The organism is Scandinavium sp. UTDF21-P1B (genome assembly GCF_040750395.1).
Classification (GTDB): domain Bacteria; phylum Pseudomonadota; class Gammaproteobacteria; order Enterobacterales; family Enterobacteriaceae; genus Scandinavium.
In genome coordinates, this window is sequence record NZ_JBFLVD010000013.1 from 223685 (window position 1) to 239482 (window position 15798).

The window sequence follows — 15798 nt, forward strand, 5'->3', positions numbered from 1 at the left end:
GCCGTTGCACTATTCCAGCTGTTGCAGATCGCCGCGCGGCGTCACCCGGAAGCGATGCTGGCAAAAATAGAGCAGCGGGTTATCCTGGTTGCTGTCGCTGTAGCCGCTGTACAGGCGAAGCGGCGTGCCGATTTTGCGCTCCAGCTGAGCCACTTTCTCATGGCCTAAACAACGCAGCGTCAGCACCCAACCGCCGTAGCGGCGTTCGGTCATGCTGGCGATTAAATTAACGCGCGGCAGCCAGGGGGTGTCGAAATAGACCTTTTCCACAAGCCGTTTCGGGGAACCGGTAATCAACCAGACGTCAGCATCAGAGCTGGTCAGGTATTCGGTCAGGCGTTGATGCACCACCGGAAACGCAGTGACGTGCCCGCGGAACCAGAGGACAAAGTTCGCCTCAAGGCGCTGAAGCCGCGTTTCGCTGTGCCCGAAGGTGGCGGCCCACAGCAGCAGGCTCATCGGCCAGCGCGCCGCGCGTCCTTTTACCAGCAGCGTGACGCCAATCACCGGCAGCAGCGGGAGCACCAGCAGCGCATTCAGCGGGTTGTGCCGGAACAGGTAACGTAAAAAGCTGCCAAACATATCCTGCTGATGCAGCGTGCCATCCAGGTCAAAAAACACTACCCGACGCGAATTACTTGCCAAACCGTTTCCCTCTCAAAGTTGAACGCGTAAGCGTCATGCCTGTTAGTTAGCCTAACAGCCGGAACCTCACATTTCCAAAAACGATCGGCATTGTGCCTTTCCCTTCGTTTCCGGAGAGCGTATCCTTTTGATTAGCATAATGAATTGTTTAAGATTGCAGCACTTTTTTCCCGCCACGGGCTGTGCAGGCATCACAATCCCCTATAATCAAAGACAAATTTCTGGCAGGCGGCCGCCTCAAGGCCCTCTGGAGAGGCAATGAATTGTTTGATTCGCATCCGCCAGCGTTACCCTGGTTTTGCGCAAAGTGACAAAAAACTGGCAGACTTCATTCTGGCGCAGCCCGACGAAGCGCGCCATCTCAGTTCACAGCAGCTGGCCGCTGAGGCTGGTGTCAGCCAGTCGAGCGTGGTGAAGTTTGCCCAAAAGCTCGGCTTTAAAGGCTTCCCCGCGCTGAAGCTTGCCCTCAGCGAGGCGCTGGCGAGCAACCCTCATCCTCAGTCGGTGCCGGTGCATAACCAGATCCGCGGCGACGACCCGCTGCGGCTGGTGGGCGAAAAGCTGATTAAAGATAACGTCTCGGCGATGCATGCGTCGCTCGACATCAATACCGAAGAGAAGCTGCGGGAAAGCATCGGACTGCTGCGCAGCGCCCGCCGCATCGTCGTGACCGGCATTGGCGCTTCGGGCCTGGTGGCGCAAAACTTCAGCTGGAAGCTGATGAAAATTGGTCTGAATGCCGTTGCTGAGCAGGACATGCACGCCCTGCTCGCCACCGTGCAGGCGATGACGAATAACGACTTGCTGCTGGCTATCTCCTATTCCGGCGAGCGGCGGGAGATTAACCTGGCAGCAGACGAAACGCTGCGGGTGGGCGGTAAAATTTTAGCAATAACCGGCTTTTCCCCCAACGCCCTGCAGCAGCGGGCGAGCCATTGCCTCTATACCATTGCCGAGGAGCAAGCTACGCGCAGCGCGGCAATCTCCTCCACCAGTGCCCAGATGATGCTGACCGACCTGCTGTTTATGGGGCTGGTACAGCAGGATCTTGAGCACGCGCCGGAGAGGATCCGCCACAGCGAAGCGCTGGTGAAAAAACTGGTCTGAACAGAGAATGAGCGTATAATGCCCGCCCTGTTTGTGTTGTTTCTGAGAATTTCTGTATGGCGCTGTTAATTACCAAAAAATGCATCAACTGTGATATGTGCGAGGCGGAATGCCCGAACACGGCCATTTCGATGGGCGACAGCATTTATGAGATTAACAGCGATCGCTGTACCGAGTGCATCGGCCATTACGAGACGCCGACCTGCCAGAAAGTGTGCCCGATCCCCAACACCATCATCAAAGATCCGGCGCACCTGGAAAACGAAGAGCAGCTGTGGGATAAGTTCGTTCAGCTGCATCACGCCGATAAAATTTAGCTTTCCATAATCACCGTGGCGCAGGCGTAATGACGTTCGTCTGCCAGCGTCACATGCATGTGGGCAACGCCAAGCTTAGCAGCCAATTCTGCCGCCGCGCCCCATAACCGCAGCTTAGGTTTACCCAGTTCATCGTTGTAGACTTCGAACTGTTCAAACGCCAGCCCGTTGCGGATCCCGGTGCCCAGCGCTTTGGATGCCGCCTCTTTTACGGCAAACCGCTTCGCCAGAAAGCGCACCGGCTGCTGGTGCGTCTCCCAGATTTTCCACTCGTGCTCGCTGAGCAACCGGCGCGCAAGGCGATCGCCGCTGCGGGCGATCACTGCTTCGATACGGGCAATCTCGACGATATCCGTGCCGATGCCGACGATGGCCATTATTTGCGCGCTTCCAGCATCAGGCGCTTCATTTCCGCCACCGCTTCCTTCAGGCCGCTCATTACCGCACGGCCAATAATGGCATGGCCGATGTTCAGCTCGTGCATCTCCGGCAATGCGGCGATGGCTTTAACATTGTGATACGTCAGCCCGTGCCCGGCGTTCACCTTCAGGCCAAGGCTTGCGGCATACGTTGCTGCCTGAGCAATACGCTCCAGCTCTTTCGCCTGCTGCGCTTCGCTTTCGGCATCGGCGTAGCATCCGGTATGAATTTCGATGTACGGCGCGCCCACGTCCGCTGCGGCTTTGATTTGCTGGCGATCGGCGTCAATGAACAAGGAAACCAGGATTCCGGCATCCGCCAGGCGCTTGCAGGCATCGCGCATTTTGTCAATCTGACCTGCCACATCCAGGCCGCCTTCGGTGGTCACTTCCTGACGTTTCTCAGGCACCAGACAGCAAAAGTGCGGTTTCGTCTCGCAGGCAATCGTCAGCATCTCTTCGGTGACTGCCATTTCCAGATTCATGCGGGTATCGAGGGTCTGGCGAAGGATGCGTACGTCACGATCGGTGATATGGCGACGGTCTTCTCGCAGGTGCACGGTGATGCCGTCTGCACCAGCCTGTTCAGCAATAAAGGCGGCCTGCACCGGATCGGGATAAGCCGTGCCGCGTGCGTTTCGCAGGGTTGCAATGTGGTCGATGTTGACGCCTAACAGTAATTCAGCCATGACAGTCCTCGTTATTGATTTTGGTTCGTCGCATTCCCTCTCCCTGTCCCTCTCCCATAGAGAGAGGGAACTGATTGTGCCCCCATTCAGATCGCAGGGCTCATTTTCCCCCTCTCCCCTTGGGAGAGGGCCGGGGAGAGGGGGAATCAGTCAATCTTCAACTTCGCTTTGGCACAAACTGCCGGAACAGCTCACGGCTTTTTAGCGGCTTGCCGCCAAGGTAAGGTTTGAGCGCAATGCGGGTAAATCGTTTTGCTGCCCGCAGCGTGTCGGCATCCGGAAATTCACGGCTGGCGAGCGCTTTCAGATGGTGCCCCGTAAACGTGCCGTTATCAATCACCACGCTTGCAATAAAGCCTTTTTCTTCGCGGTAGCGATAGGTCATGGTGTCATCCACGGGTTCACCGCTGCCCGCGCAGTGCAGAAAATCGACGCCGTACCCCAGATGTGCCAGCAGCGCCAGCTCAAAACGTCGCAGCGCCGGTTCTGGCGTACCGTTAACCCCGGCCAGCGCCTGAATACAGTGGAGGTAGTCGAAGAAGAGTTCGGAGAAACGGGTTTCGTTTTCCAGCACGCGGGAGAGAAGTTCGTTGACGTATAAGCCGCTGTAGAGCGCAATGCCGGTGAGCGGTAGCGCCAGGGAAACGGCTTCAGCGCTGCGCAGCGTTTTGACATCGCCGCGACCACCGAAGCGCACTAACAAAGGCGTAAAGGGCTGAAGCGCACCTTTGAGGTTAGAGCGTTTGGAACGTGCGCCTTTAGCCACAAGGCGCACGCGTCCCGATTCTTCCGTGAAGACGTCCAGCATCAGGCTGGTTTCGCTCCAGGGACGACTATGCAGAACAAAAGCGCGCTGCCAGCCTTCCACGGGGTTTACTTAGAGGTCGTCGACGTAACCGAGACTGCGCAGCGCGCGTTCGTCATCGGCCCAGCCAGATTTCACTTTCACCCACAGTTCCAGATGAACCGGGGCTTCAAACATCTCCTGCATGTCCTTACGGGCTTCAATACCGATGGTTTTGATTTTGGCGCCTTTATTGCCAATCACCATCTTCTTCTGCCCTTCACGCTCTACGAGGATCAGACCGTTGATGTCGTAGCCGCCGCGCTCGTTGCTCTGGAAACGTTCGATTTCAACGGTGACGGAATACGGCAGCTCAGCGCCCAGGAAACGCATCAGTTTTTCACGGATGATTTCGGAGGCCATAAAGCGCTGGGAACGATCGGTGATGTAATCTTCCGGGAAGTGGTGCGTCGCTTCCGGCAGGTGCTTGCGCACGATGCCCGCTACGGTATCCACGTTCAGACCAGTTTCTGCGGAAATCGGCACGATATCGAGGAAGTTCATCTGGCTACCGAGGAACTGCAGGTGCGGCAGAAGATCCGCTTTCTCCTGAACGTTGTCCACTTTATTGACCGCAAGGATCACCGGTGCGCGACCACCTTTCAGCTTGTTCAGCACCATTTCGTCGTCTGCGGTCCAGCGCGTACCTTCCACCACGAAGATGATCAGCTCAACGTCGCCGATGGAGCTGCTGGCCGCTTTGTTCATCAGGCGGTTAATAGCGCGCTTCTCTTCCATGTGCAGGCCCGGGGTATCGACGTAAATCGCCTGATAAGCCCCTTCAGTATGGATGCCGACAATACGGTGACGCGTGGTCTGCGCTTTGCGAGAGGTGATAGAAATCTTCTGACCAAGCAGGTTGTTCAGCAGGGTGGATTTGCCAACGTTAGGACGACCAACGATGGCGATAAATCCGCAGTAACTTTTTTCGTCGCTCATTCCAGCTCCAGTTTTTTCAGCGCCTGTTCGGCGGCAGCCTGCTCCGCCTTGCGACGGCTGGAACCTGTGCCAACCACCGGTTCACTCAGGCCACTGACCTGGCAGTGGATAGTAAATTCCTGATCGTGGGCTTCGCCACGCACCTGCACAACCAGATAGGAAGGCAGAGGCAGATGACGACCCTGTAAATATTCCTGCAAACGCGTTTTCGGATCTTTTTGCTTATCACCCGGACTGATTTCGTCCAGTCGGGTCTGATACCAGCTGAGGATCAGCTTCTCGACGTTCTGAATGTCGCTGTCGAGGAACACGCCGCCAATCAGCGCTTCAACGGTATCCGCGAGAATAGATTCCCGACGGAAGCCGCCGCTTTTCAGCTCACCCGGCCCCAGGCGTAAACATTCACCCAGTTCAAATTCACGGGCGATTTCCGCCAGCGTGTTGCCGCGAACCAGCGTGGCACGCATGCGGCTCATGTCACCTTCGTCTACGCGCGGAAAACGATGATACAGCGCGTTGGCAATGACATAACTTAAAATGGAATCACCCAGAAACTCGAGGCGCTCATTATGCTTACTGCTGGCGCTGCGATGGGTTAAAGCCTGCTGTAACAGATCCTGATGTTGAAAAGTGTAGCCCAGCTTGCGTTGAAGCCGATTAATTACGATGGGGTTCATGCTTTACCAATAGATGAATGCGTCAATAATGCAGCACACGAAACCGACCTGAGAAAGCCAACGCGGTTTCGTGTGCCGTGGATCCCTTACGGGTACCAACCTAAAACTTCGGGGGGGATATTCTATACGCAACGACAGGGGATGTCGTTAGCTGAGAGGCATTTATATAGGAAATAATTCATGTCGCCACGCTTAACGTGACGACATGAATCAAAGGTCAGGGATTAATGAATTCCACCGATGCGGCTTAAGCGTACGCCGGTCGGCCATTCGCCTTCCTGTTTTTCAAAGCTCATCCAGATGCCAACGGCTTTACCCACCAGGTTTGCTTCCGGGACAAAGCCCCAGTAGCGGCTGTCGGCGCTGTTGTCACGGTTGTCGCCCATCATGAAGTAATGGCCCGGCGGAACGATCCAGGTCGCCAGCTGCTGGCCCTGCTGCTGGTAATACATCCCCAGCTGATCCTGTGCGATCGGCACGGTCAGGATACGGTGAGTCACCTCACCCAGCGTTTCGTTACGCCCGGACAGACGTACGCCATTATCTTTGCTCTCGCCCTGAGGCAGCTGCCAAAAACCGCTGGTTGCTTCAGCACCATTACGACGAGCGAAGGTCTGAACGAAGTCGCTCGGCTCAACGTTGGAGTAGGTCACCGGCAGCGCATTGCCACAGGCCTGACCGGAGCTGCAGTTTGGCTGAATGGTCACTTCTTTCGCAATCGGATCGTAGCTGACTTTGTCGCCCGGCAGGCCGACGGTGCGCTTAATATAATCCAGGCGCGGATCTTCAGGATATTTGAAGACCACAATATCGCCACGCTTCGGATGACCGGTTTCAATTAACGTTTTCTGGTAAACAGGATCTTTAATGCCGTAGGCAAACTTCTCCACCAGAATAAAGTCGCCGATCAGCAGCGTCGGCATCATTGAACCAGACGGGATCTGGAAAGGTTCATAAATAAACGAGCGCACCACCAGCACAATCGCCAGCACCGGGAAAACGGAGGCACCGGTTTCCAGCCAGCCCGGTTTCGGGCCAACTTTTTTCAGCGTCTTTTTATCCAGGGTATCACCCGCTGCAACCTGCGCAGCGGCCTGACGTTCACGGCGTTTTGGTGCAAAGATGAACTTATCCAGGCACCACAAAACCCCGGTCACCAGGGTCGCAATGACCAGGATCAGGGCAAACATGTTCGCCATGCCAACTCCTTATTGGTTATTTACCGTCTTTACCGACATGCAAAATGGCAAGGAAAGCTTCCTGCGGCAGCTCAACGTTACCCACCTGCTTCATGCGCTTTTTACCTTCTTTCTGCTTCTGCAGCAGCTTTTTCTTACGGCTGACGTCACCGCCATAGCACTTAGCCAGAACGTTTTTACGCAGCTGTTTCACGGTGGAACGGGCAATAATGTGGTTGCCGATTGCCGCCTGAATCGCGATATCAAACTGCTGGCGTGGGATCAGCTCTTTCATCTTCTCAACCAGCTCACGACCGCGGTACGGAGCGTTGTCGTTGTGGGTGATCAGCGCCAGTGCATCTACACGCTCGCCGTTGATCAGCACGTCGACGCGCACCATGTTGGAGGCCTGGAAACGCTTGAAGTTGTAATCCAGCGACGCATAGCCACGAGAGGTGGACTTCAGACGGTCGAAGAAGTCGAGGACCACTTCCGCCATTGGGATTTCATAAGTCAGAGCGACCTGGTTGCCGTGATAAACCATGTTGGTTTGCACGCCACGCTTCTCGATACACAGCGTGATCACGTTGCCGAGGAACTCCTGCGGCAGCAGCATGTGACATTCGGCGATAGGCTCACGCAGCTCCTGGATGTTGTTGAGCGGCGGCAGCTTGGACGGGCTGTCGACGTAAATAACTTCTTTATTGGTGGTCTGCACTTCATAGACTACCGTCGGTGCGGTGGTGATGAGATCCAGATCGTATTCACGCTCCAGACGCTCCTGGATGATTTCCATGTGCAGCAGGCCGAGGAAGCCACAGCGGAAGCCGAAGCCCAGCGCCGTTGAGCTTTCTGGCTCATAGAACAGGGAGGCGTCGTTGAGGCTCAGCTTGCCAAGCGCATCGCGGAAGTTTTCATAGTCGTCAGAGCTGACCGGGAACAGACCCGCGTAAACCTGAGGTTTAACTTTCTTGAAGCCCGGGAGAGCTTTGTCAGCCGGATTACGGGACAGCGTCAGGGTATCGCCCACCGGCGCGCCGAGGATGTCTTTAATGGCACAAACCAGCCAGCCTACCTCGCCGCATTTCAGTTCTGTGCGGTCAACCTGTTTCGGCGTGAAGATGCCCAGACGGTCAGCGTTATAGACCTGCCCGGTACTCATCACCTTAATCTTGTCGCCTTTGCGCATTGTGCCGTTCTTGATACGAACCAGAGACACAACGCCCAGATAGTTATCGAACCAGGAGTCGATAATCAGCGCCTGCAGCGGAGCCTCAGGATCGCCTTCCGGAGGCGGAATATCGCGAACCAGACGTTCTAACACATCAGGAACGCCGACGCCGGTTTTTGCCGAGCAGCGCACGGCATCCGTTGCATCAATCCCTACGATATCTTCAATTTCTTCCGCCACGCGCTCCGGATCGGCCGCAGGGAGGTCGATTTTGTTCAGAACTGGCACCACTTCCAGATCCATTTCCATCGCGGTATAGCAGTTCGCCAGGGTCTGCGCTTCTACGCCCTGCCCGGCATCAACAACCAGCAGCGCACCTTCACAGGCAGCCAGAGAACGCGACACTTCATAGGAGAAGTCTACGTGGCCCGGGGTGTCGATAAAGTTAAGCTGGTAGGTTTCGCCGTCGGTCGCTTTGTAATCCAGGGTCACGCTCTGCGCTTTAATGGTAATGCCGCGTTCACGCTCCAGATCCATGGAATCGAGAACCTGCGCCGCCATTTCACGATCGGAAAGACCACCGCAAATCTGAATGATACGGTCGGACAGCGTGGATTTACCGTGGTCGATGTGAGCGATGATCGAAAAGTTACGTATATTCTTCATAGTTAGAGTTAATTATGCCTTACGAATTCCTGGAGGCCGCGGGTCTGCGCCTGACGTTTTATCGTTCGAAAACGCCGCATTCTACACTACATCTCCGTCGCCAGGAAATGCTCTTCCGGCAAGCTTAGCGGTTAGCGTGGAGGAGATCCTGTTGGAGATGTAAATAAAGATAAAAGCCAGCGTAATTACTGGCTCAATTCAGAAGAGGATGCGTCTACTCGCAGCAGATCCGGCGGGAGGCCGACGCTGATAATCACCGGCTGCCAGGCTTCGCGGGAGGCGAGTTTTGGGGAGAGTCCACGGGCAACCAGAAAACCGCCCACGCCACCGAGAATGCCACCAGCAAACGCGGCAAGATCGCTGCTGAACAGCAGCTGGAATACCGCAGCCATAACAAACAATCCCAGTAACGGCGTCATGTAGACCAGCATGGCTGACGTCAGCAGGCTACCCTCGCTAATGCCAAGCTCCACTTTCTGGCCAACAACCAGAGGCGCTGCGCTTGGCACGGTGATGGTATGCTCCGTCTGCGGCCCTAATTTATTGAGCACGCGACTTCCGCATCCGGCACGCGAGGCGCAGCTGCTACAGGAAGATTTTACGTCACAGCTTACCTGAGCGAAGCCATCGCCCCAGGAGACTACCGTGGCCCACTCTTTAATCATTGTGCTGCCTTGAATTTAATGCTGTCAGCTACGCGCTTTGCCGTTTGCGGCGGCAGTTCACCGACGATGGTAATTTCTGCGTTGTCGCGCACGGAGGTGCTGACCGTGCGACGCCCGGTGCGGAGCACCTGTTCAATGCTGTTGGCATTGGCACGGTTCACGTTGACTGAGAAACTGAACAGGCCGTCGGAATAGAGGCGTGATTCAACCGGGGTTTCGATCGTCGGCAACGATCGACGGCTGCCGGCTACCTCAACAAACCCTTGCGGAAGCCAGCCCGGCAACCAGTTAAAGTTGACTTTGTCTCCGGCGGGCACCGACAACAGCGGTGGCAGGTTGGCGTTAGCGAGCGTCTGCATATTACTGCTCACCTGCTGGCTGACGTTAAACGCCACGACGCGGAACTGTTCGAGCGTTTCGCCGTCTCTGTCCAGCAGGTCGACGCGCATCGGCAGCTTAGTTTCTGAATCCAGCCAGACAATATAGCTGTAACGGGTACCGTCGCGGGCGACAACGCGGATCACCTCACACAGCCTGTCGGCAATGCGAGTACGGCCTACGGAGATAAAATCATAGTAGGGTGCAAGGCGCTTAAAGTCGGTATACACCAACGAAGGCAGTGAATCGACGATGTAATCGCCGTTCAGGGTAAAGGGATCGAGGCCTGGCTCGAAATAGCTGATTTCATTCCCACGCTGGACCACTTCCCGGCGTGGGCCGTCCATCTGCAGCAGCTGCGCCAGGGCCTGATTGTTCAGACGCGCGTGGCGGTAGCGTAGCGATTCTACGCCCTGCTTGTTGATGCTGACGAACGACAGCTCATAGTTGAGAGACTGGCTGGCCAGATTCATCTGCTGCAACAACGCCCCGGACGAAACATCAGCCGAGGCGTTGGCGGAGAAGAACAGGCTACCAGCCACAAGTGACATGGCACACCAAAATTGCTTCATTACTGCTGTTGCGTTCCTAACGTTTGATAACCTGGCACCTGAACAGCGGCTTGCTGAGTCTGTGCCTGTTCAAACTGCAACTGTTCGGAGTGCAGACGACGCTGTAATTCGTAGTCCTGCAGCATCGCATTAATACGACGACGCTGCTCCTGCACCTGCTGTTGCTGGCCGGAACCCACAGGAGCGCTGGCATCAGCCGGAACACCCAGGCTAACCGGGCTGGCTTTACCCATCATCGGCAGCGTATTGAACACTGGCGTTTCAGGTTGCTGAGTCGCATCCGATTGACCATTGTAGTGCTGAACCCCGACGATCACCGCGAGGGAAACGCAAGCAGCAACACCCATTTGCGTCAGAGAGCTAGCCCAAGGGCGAACCTTCTTCCAGAACGGCATATTTTGCCACTGGTGCGGTGCGGGTTGGGCTTCAGGAATGAGCGGCGTCGCCAGGCGAACAGGTTCATTCTCAATGGCAGCCATCACGCGGGCTGAAATATCAAAGTTGAGAGTCTGTGCTGTCTCACCGCGCATTGTGTCGCGGATGAGATGGTAGCTCTCCCAGGTTTTTTGCATTTCAGCAGAACGGGTCAGCTCGTTGAGCAGCTCCGAATCCAGCGTTTCACCATCCATTAAGGCGGAAAGTTTTTCTTTCTGCATGCCTAATACCTTTTCCAGTATTCCGCTATCGTCAACGCCTGATAAGCGGTTGAACTTTATTATCAATAGCTTCTCGTGCACGGAAAATGCGCGAACGTACCGTACCCACCGGACAATCCATGATAGCGGCTATCTCTTCATAGCTCAGACCATCCAGCTCCCGTAACGTGATTGCCATGCGTAAATCTTCCGGGAGCGACTCAATGGTACGGAACACTATTTGTCTCAGTTCTTCTGACAACATTAAGTTCTCAGGGTTCGAAATTTCTTTCAGCGCACCGCCACTTTCGTAATTTTCTGCTTCAATTGCATCCACATCACTTGCCGGCGGGCGTCGCCCCTGAGCAACCAGGTAGTTTTTTGCCGTGTTCACGGCGATACGGTACAGCCAGGTATAGAAAGCACTATCTCCCCGGAACGAATCCAGCGCACGATAGGCCTTAATAAAAGACTCTTGTACTACGTCAGGCACGTCGCCAGACGGTACGTAACGGGAAACCAGGCTCGCCACTTTGTGCTGATAGCGCACCACCAGCAAATTAAAGGCCTTCTGATCTCCCTTCTGGACCCGTTCGACAAGGACCTGATCCGTTAACTGCTCGCTCATCCGAGGTAATGTCTCCTCAAACCTAATTCCCATGCGTAATCAGAACGCCACTCCGTACACTGCACTATGAGCAAGCAACAGCTTAGAGCGGGCTATTATCGTAAAGTTCCGTTACGCCTTTGCTTTTTATCGATCGCGAATAGACAGTTCATTATCACTCATTATAAGTCTATCACCGCTAAATGAAGTGTCAGGCGCGCAATAAACGTCTGAAATCAACTCGCAGAGTACCGTAACGAAACGTTTTTTTCATCCTAAAATCTGAGACTAACGACCCGCTTCGCAATAATTTTCGTTGATTGACAAACCACCGGCCCTCCCCTGCATGTTTAGCCATTACAACCGCCATGAAAAAATAGCGTGCTAAACCGCCCTGTGCAGTGCTACATTCGCCAGACACTGTTTAGTAAATTAAACACAAATCATGACAACGACACCTGATCTCTCCTGTGATGTGCTGATCGTCGGCAGTGGCGCTGCCGGTTTATCCCTGGCGTTACGTCTGGCTGAACACAGCTCGGTGATAGTGCTGAGCAAGGGCCCGATTAGCGAAGGCTCTACTTTTTATGCCCAGGGCGGAATTGCCGCCGTGTTTGACAAAACGGACAGCATTGAGTCGCATGTGGAAGATACGCTCATTGCCGGGGCAGGATTGTGCGATCGCCACGCGGTGTCGTTTGTCGCCAGCAATGCCCGCTCGTGCGTACAGTGGCTCATCGATCAGGGCGTGCTGTTCGATACCGAAGTACAGGCTAATGGCGAAGCCAGCTACCACCTGACGCGTGAAGGCGGACACAGCCACCGACGGATTCTCCACGCAGCAGATGCCACCGGGAAAGCAGTCGAAACGACCCTCGTCGGAAAAGCTTTAAGCCATCCTAACATTCGCGTACTCGAACGAAGCAACGCAGTGGACCTGATCGTCTCCGATAAAATCGGCCTGCCCGGCACTCGCCGGGTCGTCGGAGCGTGGATCTGGAATCGCAATAAAGAAACTGTTGAAACCTGCGCGGCAAAATCCGTTGTTCTGGCAACGGGTGGCGCCTCGAAGGTGTATCAGTACACCACCAACCCGGACATCTCCTCAGGCGACGGAATTGCGATGGCCTGGCGTGCGGGCTGCCGGGTCGCCAATCTGGAATTCAATCAGTTCCACCCAACGGCGCTGTATCACCCTCAGGCGCGCAATTTCCTGCTGACGGAGGCCCTTCGCGGCGAAGGTGCATTGCTTAAACGCCCTGACGGCTCACGCTTTATGCCCGATTTCGATGAACGCGCCGAGCTCGCCCCGCGCGATATCGTCGCCCGAGCCATCGACCATGAGATGAAGCGTCTGGGCGTGGACTGTATGTATCTCGACATCAGTCATAAGCCGGAAGCGTTTGTGCGCCAGCATTTCCCGATGATCCACGAGAAGCTGTTGGGCCTCGGGATTGACCTCACCAAAGAACCTGTTCCCATCGTTCCGGCCGCGCATTACACCTGCGGCGGCGTGATGGTGGATGATTTTGGGCGCACCGACGTCGACGGGCTGTATGCGATCGGCGAGGTCAGCTACACCGGCCTGCACGGCGCGAATCGTATGGCGTCTAACTCGTTGCTGGAGTGTCTGGTGTATGGCTGGTCGGCGGCGGAAGACATCAAAAAGCGCATGCCGTATGCGCGTGATGTTAAAACGCTGCCCGCCTGGGATGAAAGCCGGGTTGAGAATCCGGACGAGCTGGTCGTAATCCAGCACAACTGGCATGAACTGCGGCTTTTTATGTGGGACTACGTCGGGATTGTGCGCACAACGAAGCGACTCGAGCGCGCGCTGCGCCGTATTACGCTGCTACAGCAGGAGCTGGACGAATATTATTCCCGCTTCCGGGTGTCCAACAACCTGCTCGAGCTTCGCAACCTCGTTCAGGTTGCGGAACTGATTGTCCGCTGCGCGATGATGCGTAAAGAGAGCCGCGGCCTGCACTACACGCTGGACTATCCTGAGCTACTGGAAAACCCGCTGCCGTCCGTGCTCTCTCCGCTGGTTCACATGAACAAATAGAAGGCCTGGGTCAGCGCGGTGTAGCCTTCGGAATACTGCTGCTCTGGCCCGCGAATCACCAGCCTGTCGCTGAAGCATTCTCCAGGCCGTGGCGAAAAGGCCAGCAGCACCCGATGCGGGGGGCGCAAATCCGTTTCTGCAATATCAGTTCGCAGACGTAAATGCCAGCCCATCGACAGCGCCTGTTCGGTAAAGGTGTTGCCAATGCCCTCCGGCAACACCACGCAGAAAAATCCCTCTTCCGTAATGGCACTGGCCGCACAATTCAATAAGGTCACATGATCCAGGGATGAGGTGTAGCGCGCCTGCTCACGCTGCGGCGTACCGCAATCCACACCTTGCTCGTAATAGGGCGGGTTGCTGATAATTAAATCATACCGGCTATTTTCTTCGTTCAGCCACTGCTGAATATCCGCAGTATGAATGTGAATGCGGCTGGCCCATGGCGATTCACCCACGTTTTCAGCCGCCTGAGCTGCTGCGTCGGCATCCAGCTCGACAGCGTCAATGACCACTGAACCCTCGGTACGTTGCGCGACCATCAGCGCCAGAAGTCCGCTGCCGGTACCAATATCCAGGACGCGTTTTACCCGCACGATAGGTGCCCAGGCACCCAGCAGGATCCCGTCCGTCCCTACTTTCATTGCACAACGATCGTGGGCCACAAAAAACTGCTTAAACGTAAATCCGTTGCGACGAAGCACGGATGGAGACTGACTCATCATCAACAACCTTCTCAGAAAAATCCCTCTGGCGTCGGGGAGAGCACAATACCCGAGAACAGATAGCCATACAAACAGATGAAGATTACGGTCATTCCGTCTATAATCAGCGGCCCACACAGAGGTAGATCATGACTGTAACGACTTTTTCCGAGCTAGAACTCGACGATAGCCTGCTGGACGCGCTCCAGGAGAAAGGCTTCACACGCCCGACCGCCATTCAGGCTGCAGCCATCCCGCCTGCGCTCGAAGGCCGTGATGTCCTCGGTTCTGCGCCGACAGGCACCGGTAAAACGGCGGCGTATCTGCTGCCCGCGTTGCAGCATTTGCTCGACTTCCCGCGTAAAAAATCGGGCCCGCCACGTATTCTTATTCTGACCCCAACTCGCGAACTGGCGATGCAGGTGGCGGATCACGCTCGCGAGCTGGCGAAAAATACCCATCTGGATATCGCCACCATCACCGGCGGCGTGGCGTATATGAACCACGCTGAAGTCTTCAGCGAAAACCAGGATATCGTGGTGGCCACCACCGGCCGCCTGCTGCAATACATTAAGGAAGAAAACTTCGACTGCCGCGCAGTAGAAACGCTGATCCTCGATGAAGCAGACCGTATGCTGGACATGGGCTTTGCCCAGGATATCGAAACCATCGCCGGGGAAACCCGCTGGCGCAAGCAGACCATGCTGTTCTCGGCCACGCTGGAAGGCGATGCCATTAAAGATTTTGCCGAGCGTCTGCTTGAAGATCCTGTTGAAGTCTCTGCAACGCCATCCACCCGCGAGCGTAAAAAAATTCACCAGTGGTACTACCGTGCAGACGACATCGAACATAAAACGGCCCTGCTGATCAATTTGCTGCAGCAGGATGATGTCACCCGCTCCATCGTGTTTGTGCGTAAACGTGAACGCGTGCACGAGCTGGCAGGCTGGCTGCGTGATAAAGGGATCAACAACTGCTATCTCGAAGGCGAAATGGTGCAGATCAAACGTAACGAAGCCATTAAGCGTTTGACTGACGGCCGCGTAAACGTTCTGGTGGCAACCGACGTTGCTGCTCGCGGGATCGATATTCCTGACGTCAGCCACGTCTTTAACTTCGATATGCCTCTAAGCGGCGATACCTACCTGCACCGCATCGGTCGCACCGGTCGCGCAGGTAATAAAGGCACCGCCATTTCCTTAGTCGAAGCGCACGACTATCTGCTGCTGGAGAAAGTCGGTCGCTATATCGAAGAACCGCTCAAGGCGCGTGTGATCGACGAACTGCGTCCGACCACGCGGGCACCAAGCGTGAAGCTGAAAGGCAAACCGTCGAAGAAGGTGCAGGCGAAGCGTGACGAGAAGAAAAAAGCGGAGCAGGAAAAGCCGCGTGTGAAGAAACGCCACCGCGATGCTAAAAACATCGGTAAACGTCGTAAGCCAAGTGTCGCCGTGGCGACCGAAAAGAAGACGACTGAAGAGTAAAAAAAAGCCGGAGAGTTCTCCTAATGCCGATCGTTT

Annotated in this window: 18 protein-coding genes; 4 read left to right on the top strand and 14 right to left on the bottom strand. The window is 55.5% G+C overall.

Features of this window, described 5'->3' with window-relative positions:
- Nucleotides 1–9: 9 nt before the first annotated feature.
- Nucleotides 10–645 carry a phosphatidylglycerophosphatase C gene (gene yfhb / locus AB1287_RS10640; protein WP_312624979.1) on the bottom strand — a complete coding sequence of 212 codons (636 nt, stop codon included), beginning with the start codon at nucleotides 643–645 and terminating at the stop codon, nucleotides 10–12.
- Nucleotides 646–903: 258 nt separating this feature from the next.
- Here yfhb and AB1287_RS10645 point away from each other — a divergent pair, with 258 nt between their 5' ends.
- Entirely contained in the window at nucleotides 904–1752 is an 849-nt protein-coding gene (locus AB1287_RS10645; protein ID WP_435617759.1) for a MurR/RpiR family transcriptional regulator, read from the top strand.
- A gap of 56 nt (nucleotides 1753–1808) precedes the next feature.
- Complete coding sequence (locus tag AB1287_RS10650) at nucleotides 1809–2069, top strand: YfhL family 4Fe-4S dicluster ferredoxin (protein ID WP_097163300.1); 261 nt, start codon at nucleotides 1809–1811, stop codon at nucleotides 2067–2069.
- Here the strand turns inward: AB1287_RS10650 and acpS are convergent.
- The 12 genes from acpS to rseD form a co-directional block, all read right to left on the bottom strand.
- Nucleotides 2066–2446 carry a holo-ACP synthase gene (gene acpS, locus AB1287_RS10655; protein WP_435617760.1) on the bottom strand — a complete coding sequence of 127 codons (381 nt, stop codon included), beginning with the start codon at nucleotides 2444–2446 and terminating at the stop codon, nucleotides 2066–2068. The two genes, AB1287_RS10650 and acpS, sit on opposite strands and share 4 nt — an antisense overlap.
- Nucleotides 2446–3177 (bottom strand): pyridoxine 5'-phosphate synthase, encoded by a 732-nt coding sequence (gene pdxJ / locus AB1287_RS10660; RefSeq protein ID WP_312624972.1) that lies wholly within the window; start codon nucleotides 3175–3177, stop codon nucleotides 2446–2448. Before pdxJ ends, acpS begins: the two co-directional genes overlap by 1 nt.
- 157 nt (nucleotides 3178–3334) lie before the next feature.
- Nucleotides 3335–4045: a DNA repair protein RecO gene (recO, locus tag AB1287_RS10665; RefSeq protein ID WP_312624971.1), complete on the bottom strand. Its 711-nt coding sequence runs from the start codon at nucleotides 4043–4045 to the stop codon at nucleotides 3335–3337.
- Between the two features lie 9 nt (nucleotides 4046–4054).
- Nucleotides 4055–4960 (bottom strand): GTPase Era, encoded by a 906-nt coding sequence (era, locus tag AB1287_RS10670; protein WP_312624970.1) that lies wholly within the window; start codon nucleotides 4958–4960, stop codon nucleotides 4055–4057.
- Nucleotides 4957–5637, bottom strand: coding sequence for a ribonuclease III (rnc, locus tag AB1287_RS10675; protein ID WP_097163305.1), 681 nt, complete (start codon nucleotides 5635–5637; stop codon nucleotides 4957–4959). Before rnc ends, era begins: the two co-directional genes overlap by 4 nt.
- A gap of 224 nt (nucleotides 5638–5861) precedes the next feature.
- Complete coding sequence (gene lepB, locus AB1287_RS10680) at nucleotides 5862–6836, bottom strand: signal peptidase I (RefSeq protein WP_312624968.1); 975 nt, start codon at nucleotides 6834–6836, stop codon at nucleotides 5862–5864.
- Between the two features lie 16 nt (nucleotides 6837–6852).
- Nucleotides 6853–8652 (bottom strand): translation elongation factor 4, encoded by a 1800-nt coding sequence (gene lepA / locus AB1287_RS10685; protein WP_312624967.1) that lies wholly within the window; start codon nucleotides 8650–8652, stop codon nucleotides 6853–6855.
- Nucleotides 8653–8837: 185 nt separating this feature from the next.
- Nucleotides 8838–9317, bottom strand: a complete 480-nt coding sequence (gene rseC / locus AB1287_RS10690) for a SoxR-reducing system protein RseC (protein ID WP_435617761.1) — start codon at nucleotides 9315–9317, stop codon at nucleotides 8838–8840.
- Entirely contained in the window at nucleotides 9314–10267 is a 954-nt protein-coding gene (gene rseB, locus AB1287_RS10695; RefSeq protein WP_312624938.1) for a sigma-E factor regulatory protein RseB, read from the bottom strand. The genes rseC and rseB overlap by 4 nt, the downstream gene beginning before the upstream one ends.
- On the bottom strand, nucleotides 10267–10923 hold the full coding sequence (gene rseA / locus AB1287_RS10700) for an anti-sigma-E factor RseA (RefSeq protein ID WP_312624937.1): 657 nt from the start codon (nucleotides 10921–10923) through the stop codon (nucleotides 10267–10269). The genes rseB and rseA overlap by 1 nt, the downstream gene beginning before the upstream one ends.
- A 31-nt stretch (nucleotides 10924–10954) precedes the next feature.
- Nucleotides 10955–11530 carry an RNA polymerase sigma factor RpoE gene (rpoE, locus tag AB1287_RS10705; protein ID WP_097163311.1) on the bottom strand — a complete coding sequence of 192 codons (576 nt, stop codon included), beginning with the start codon at nucleotides 11528–11530 and terminating at the stop codon, nucleotides 10955–10957.
- A complete protein-coding gene (rseD, locus tag AB1287_RS10710; protein ID WP_312625278.1) occupies nucleotides 11527–11595 on the bottom strand; it encodes a rpoE leader peptide RseD in 69 nt (22 codons plus the stop codon). Before rseD ends, rpoE begins: the two co-directional genes overlap by 4 nt.
- Nucleotides 11596–11954: 359 nt before the next feature.
- Here rseD and nadB point away from each other — a divergent pair, with 359 nt between their 5' ends.
- Nucleotides 11955–13574 (top strand): L-aspartate oxidase, encoded by a 1620-nt coding sequence (gene nadB / locus AB1287_RS10715; protein ID WP_435617762.1) that lies wholly within the window; start codon nucleotides 11955–11957, stop codon nucleotides 13572–13574.
- Here the strand turns inward: nadB and trmN are convergent.
- Nucleotides 13559–14296 carry a tRNA(1)(Val) (adenine(37)-N(6))-methyltransferase TrmN gene (trmN, locus tag AB1287_RS10720; RefSeq protein ID WP_435617766.1) on the bottom strand — a complete coding sequence of 246 codons (738 nt, stop codon included), beginning with the start codon at nucleotides 14294–14296 and terminating at the stop codon, nucleotides 13559–13561. The two genes, nadB and trmN, sit on opposite strands and share 16 nt — an antisense overlap.
- Before the next feature lie 131 nt (nucleotides 14297–14427).
- Here trmN and srmB point away from each other — a divergent pair, with 131 nt between their 5' ends.
- Nucleotides 14428–15762 (top strand): ATP-dependent RNA helicase SrmB, encoded by a 1335-nt coding sequence (gene srmB, locus AB1287_RS10725; protein WP_312624935.1) that lies wholly within the window; start codon nucleotides 14428–14430, stop codon nucleotides 15760–15762.
- The last annotated feature ends 36 nt before the right edge of the window (nucleotides 15763–15798 follow it).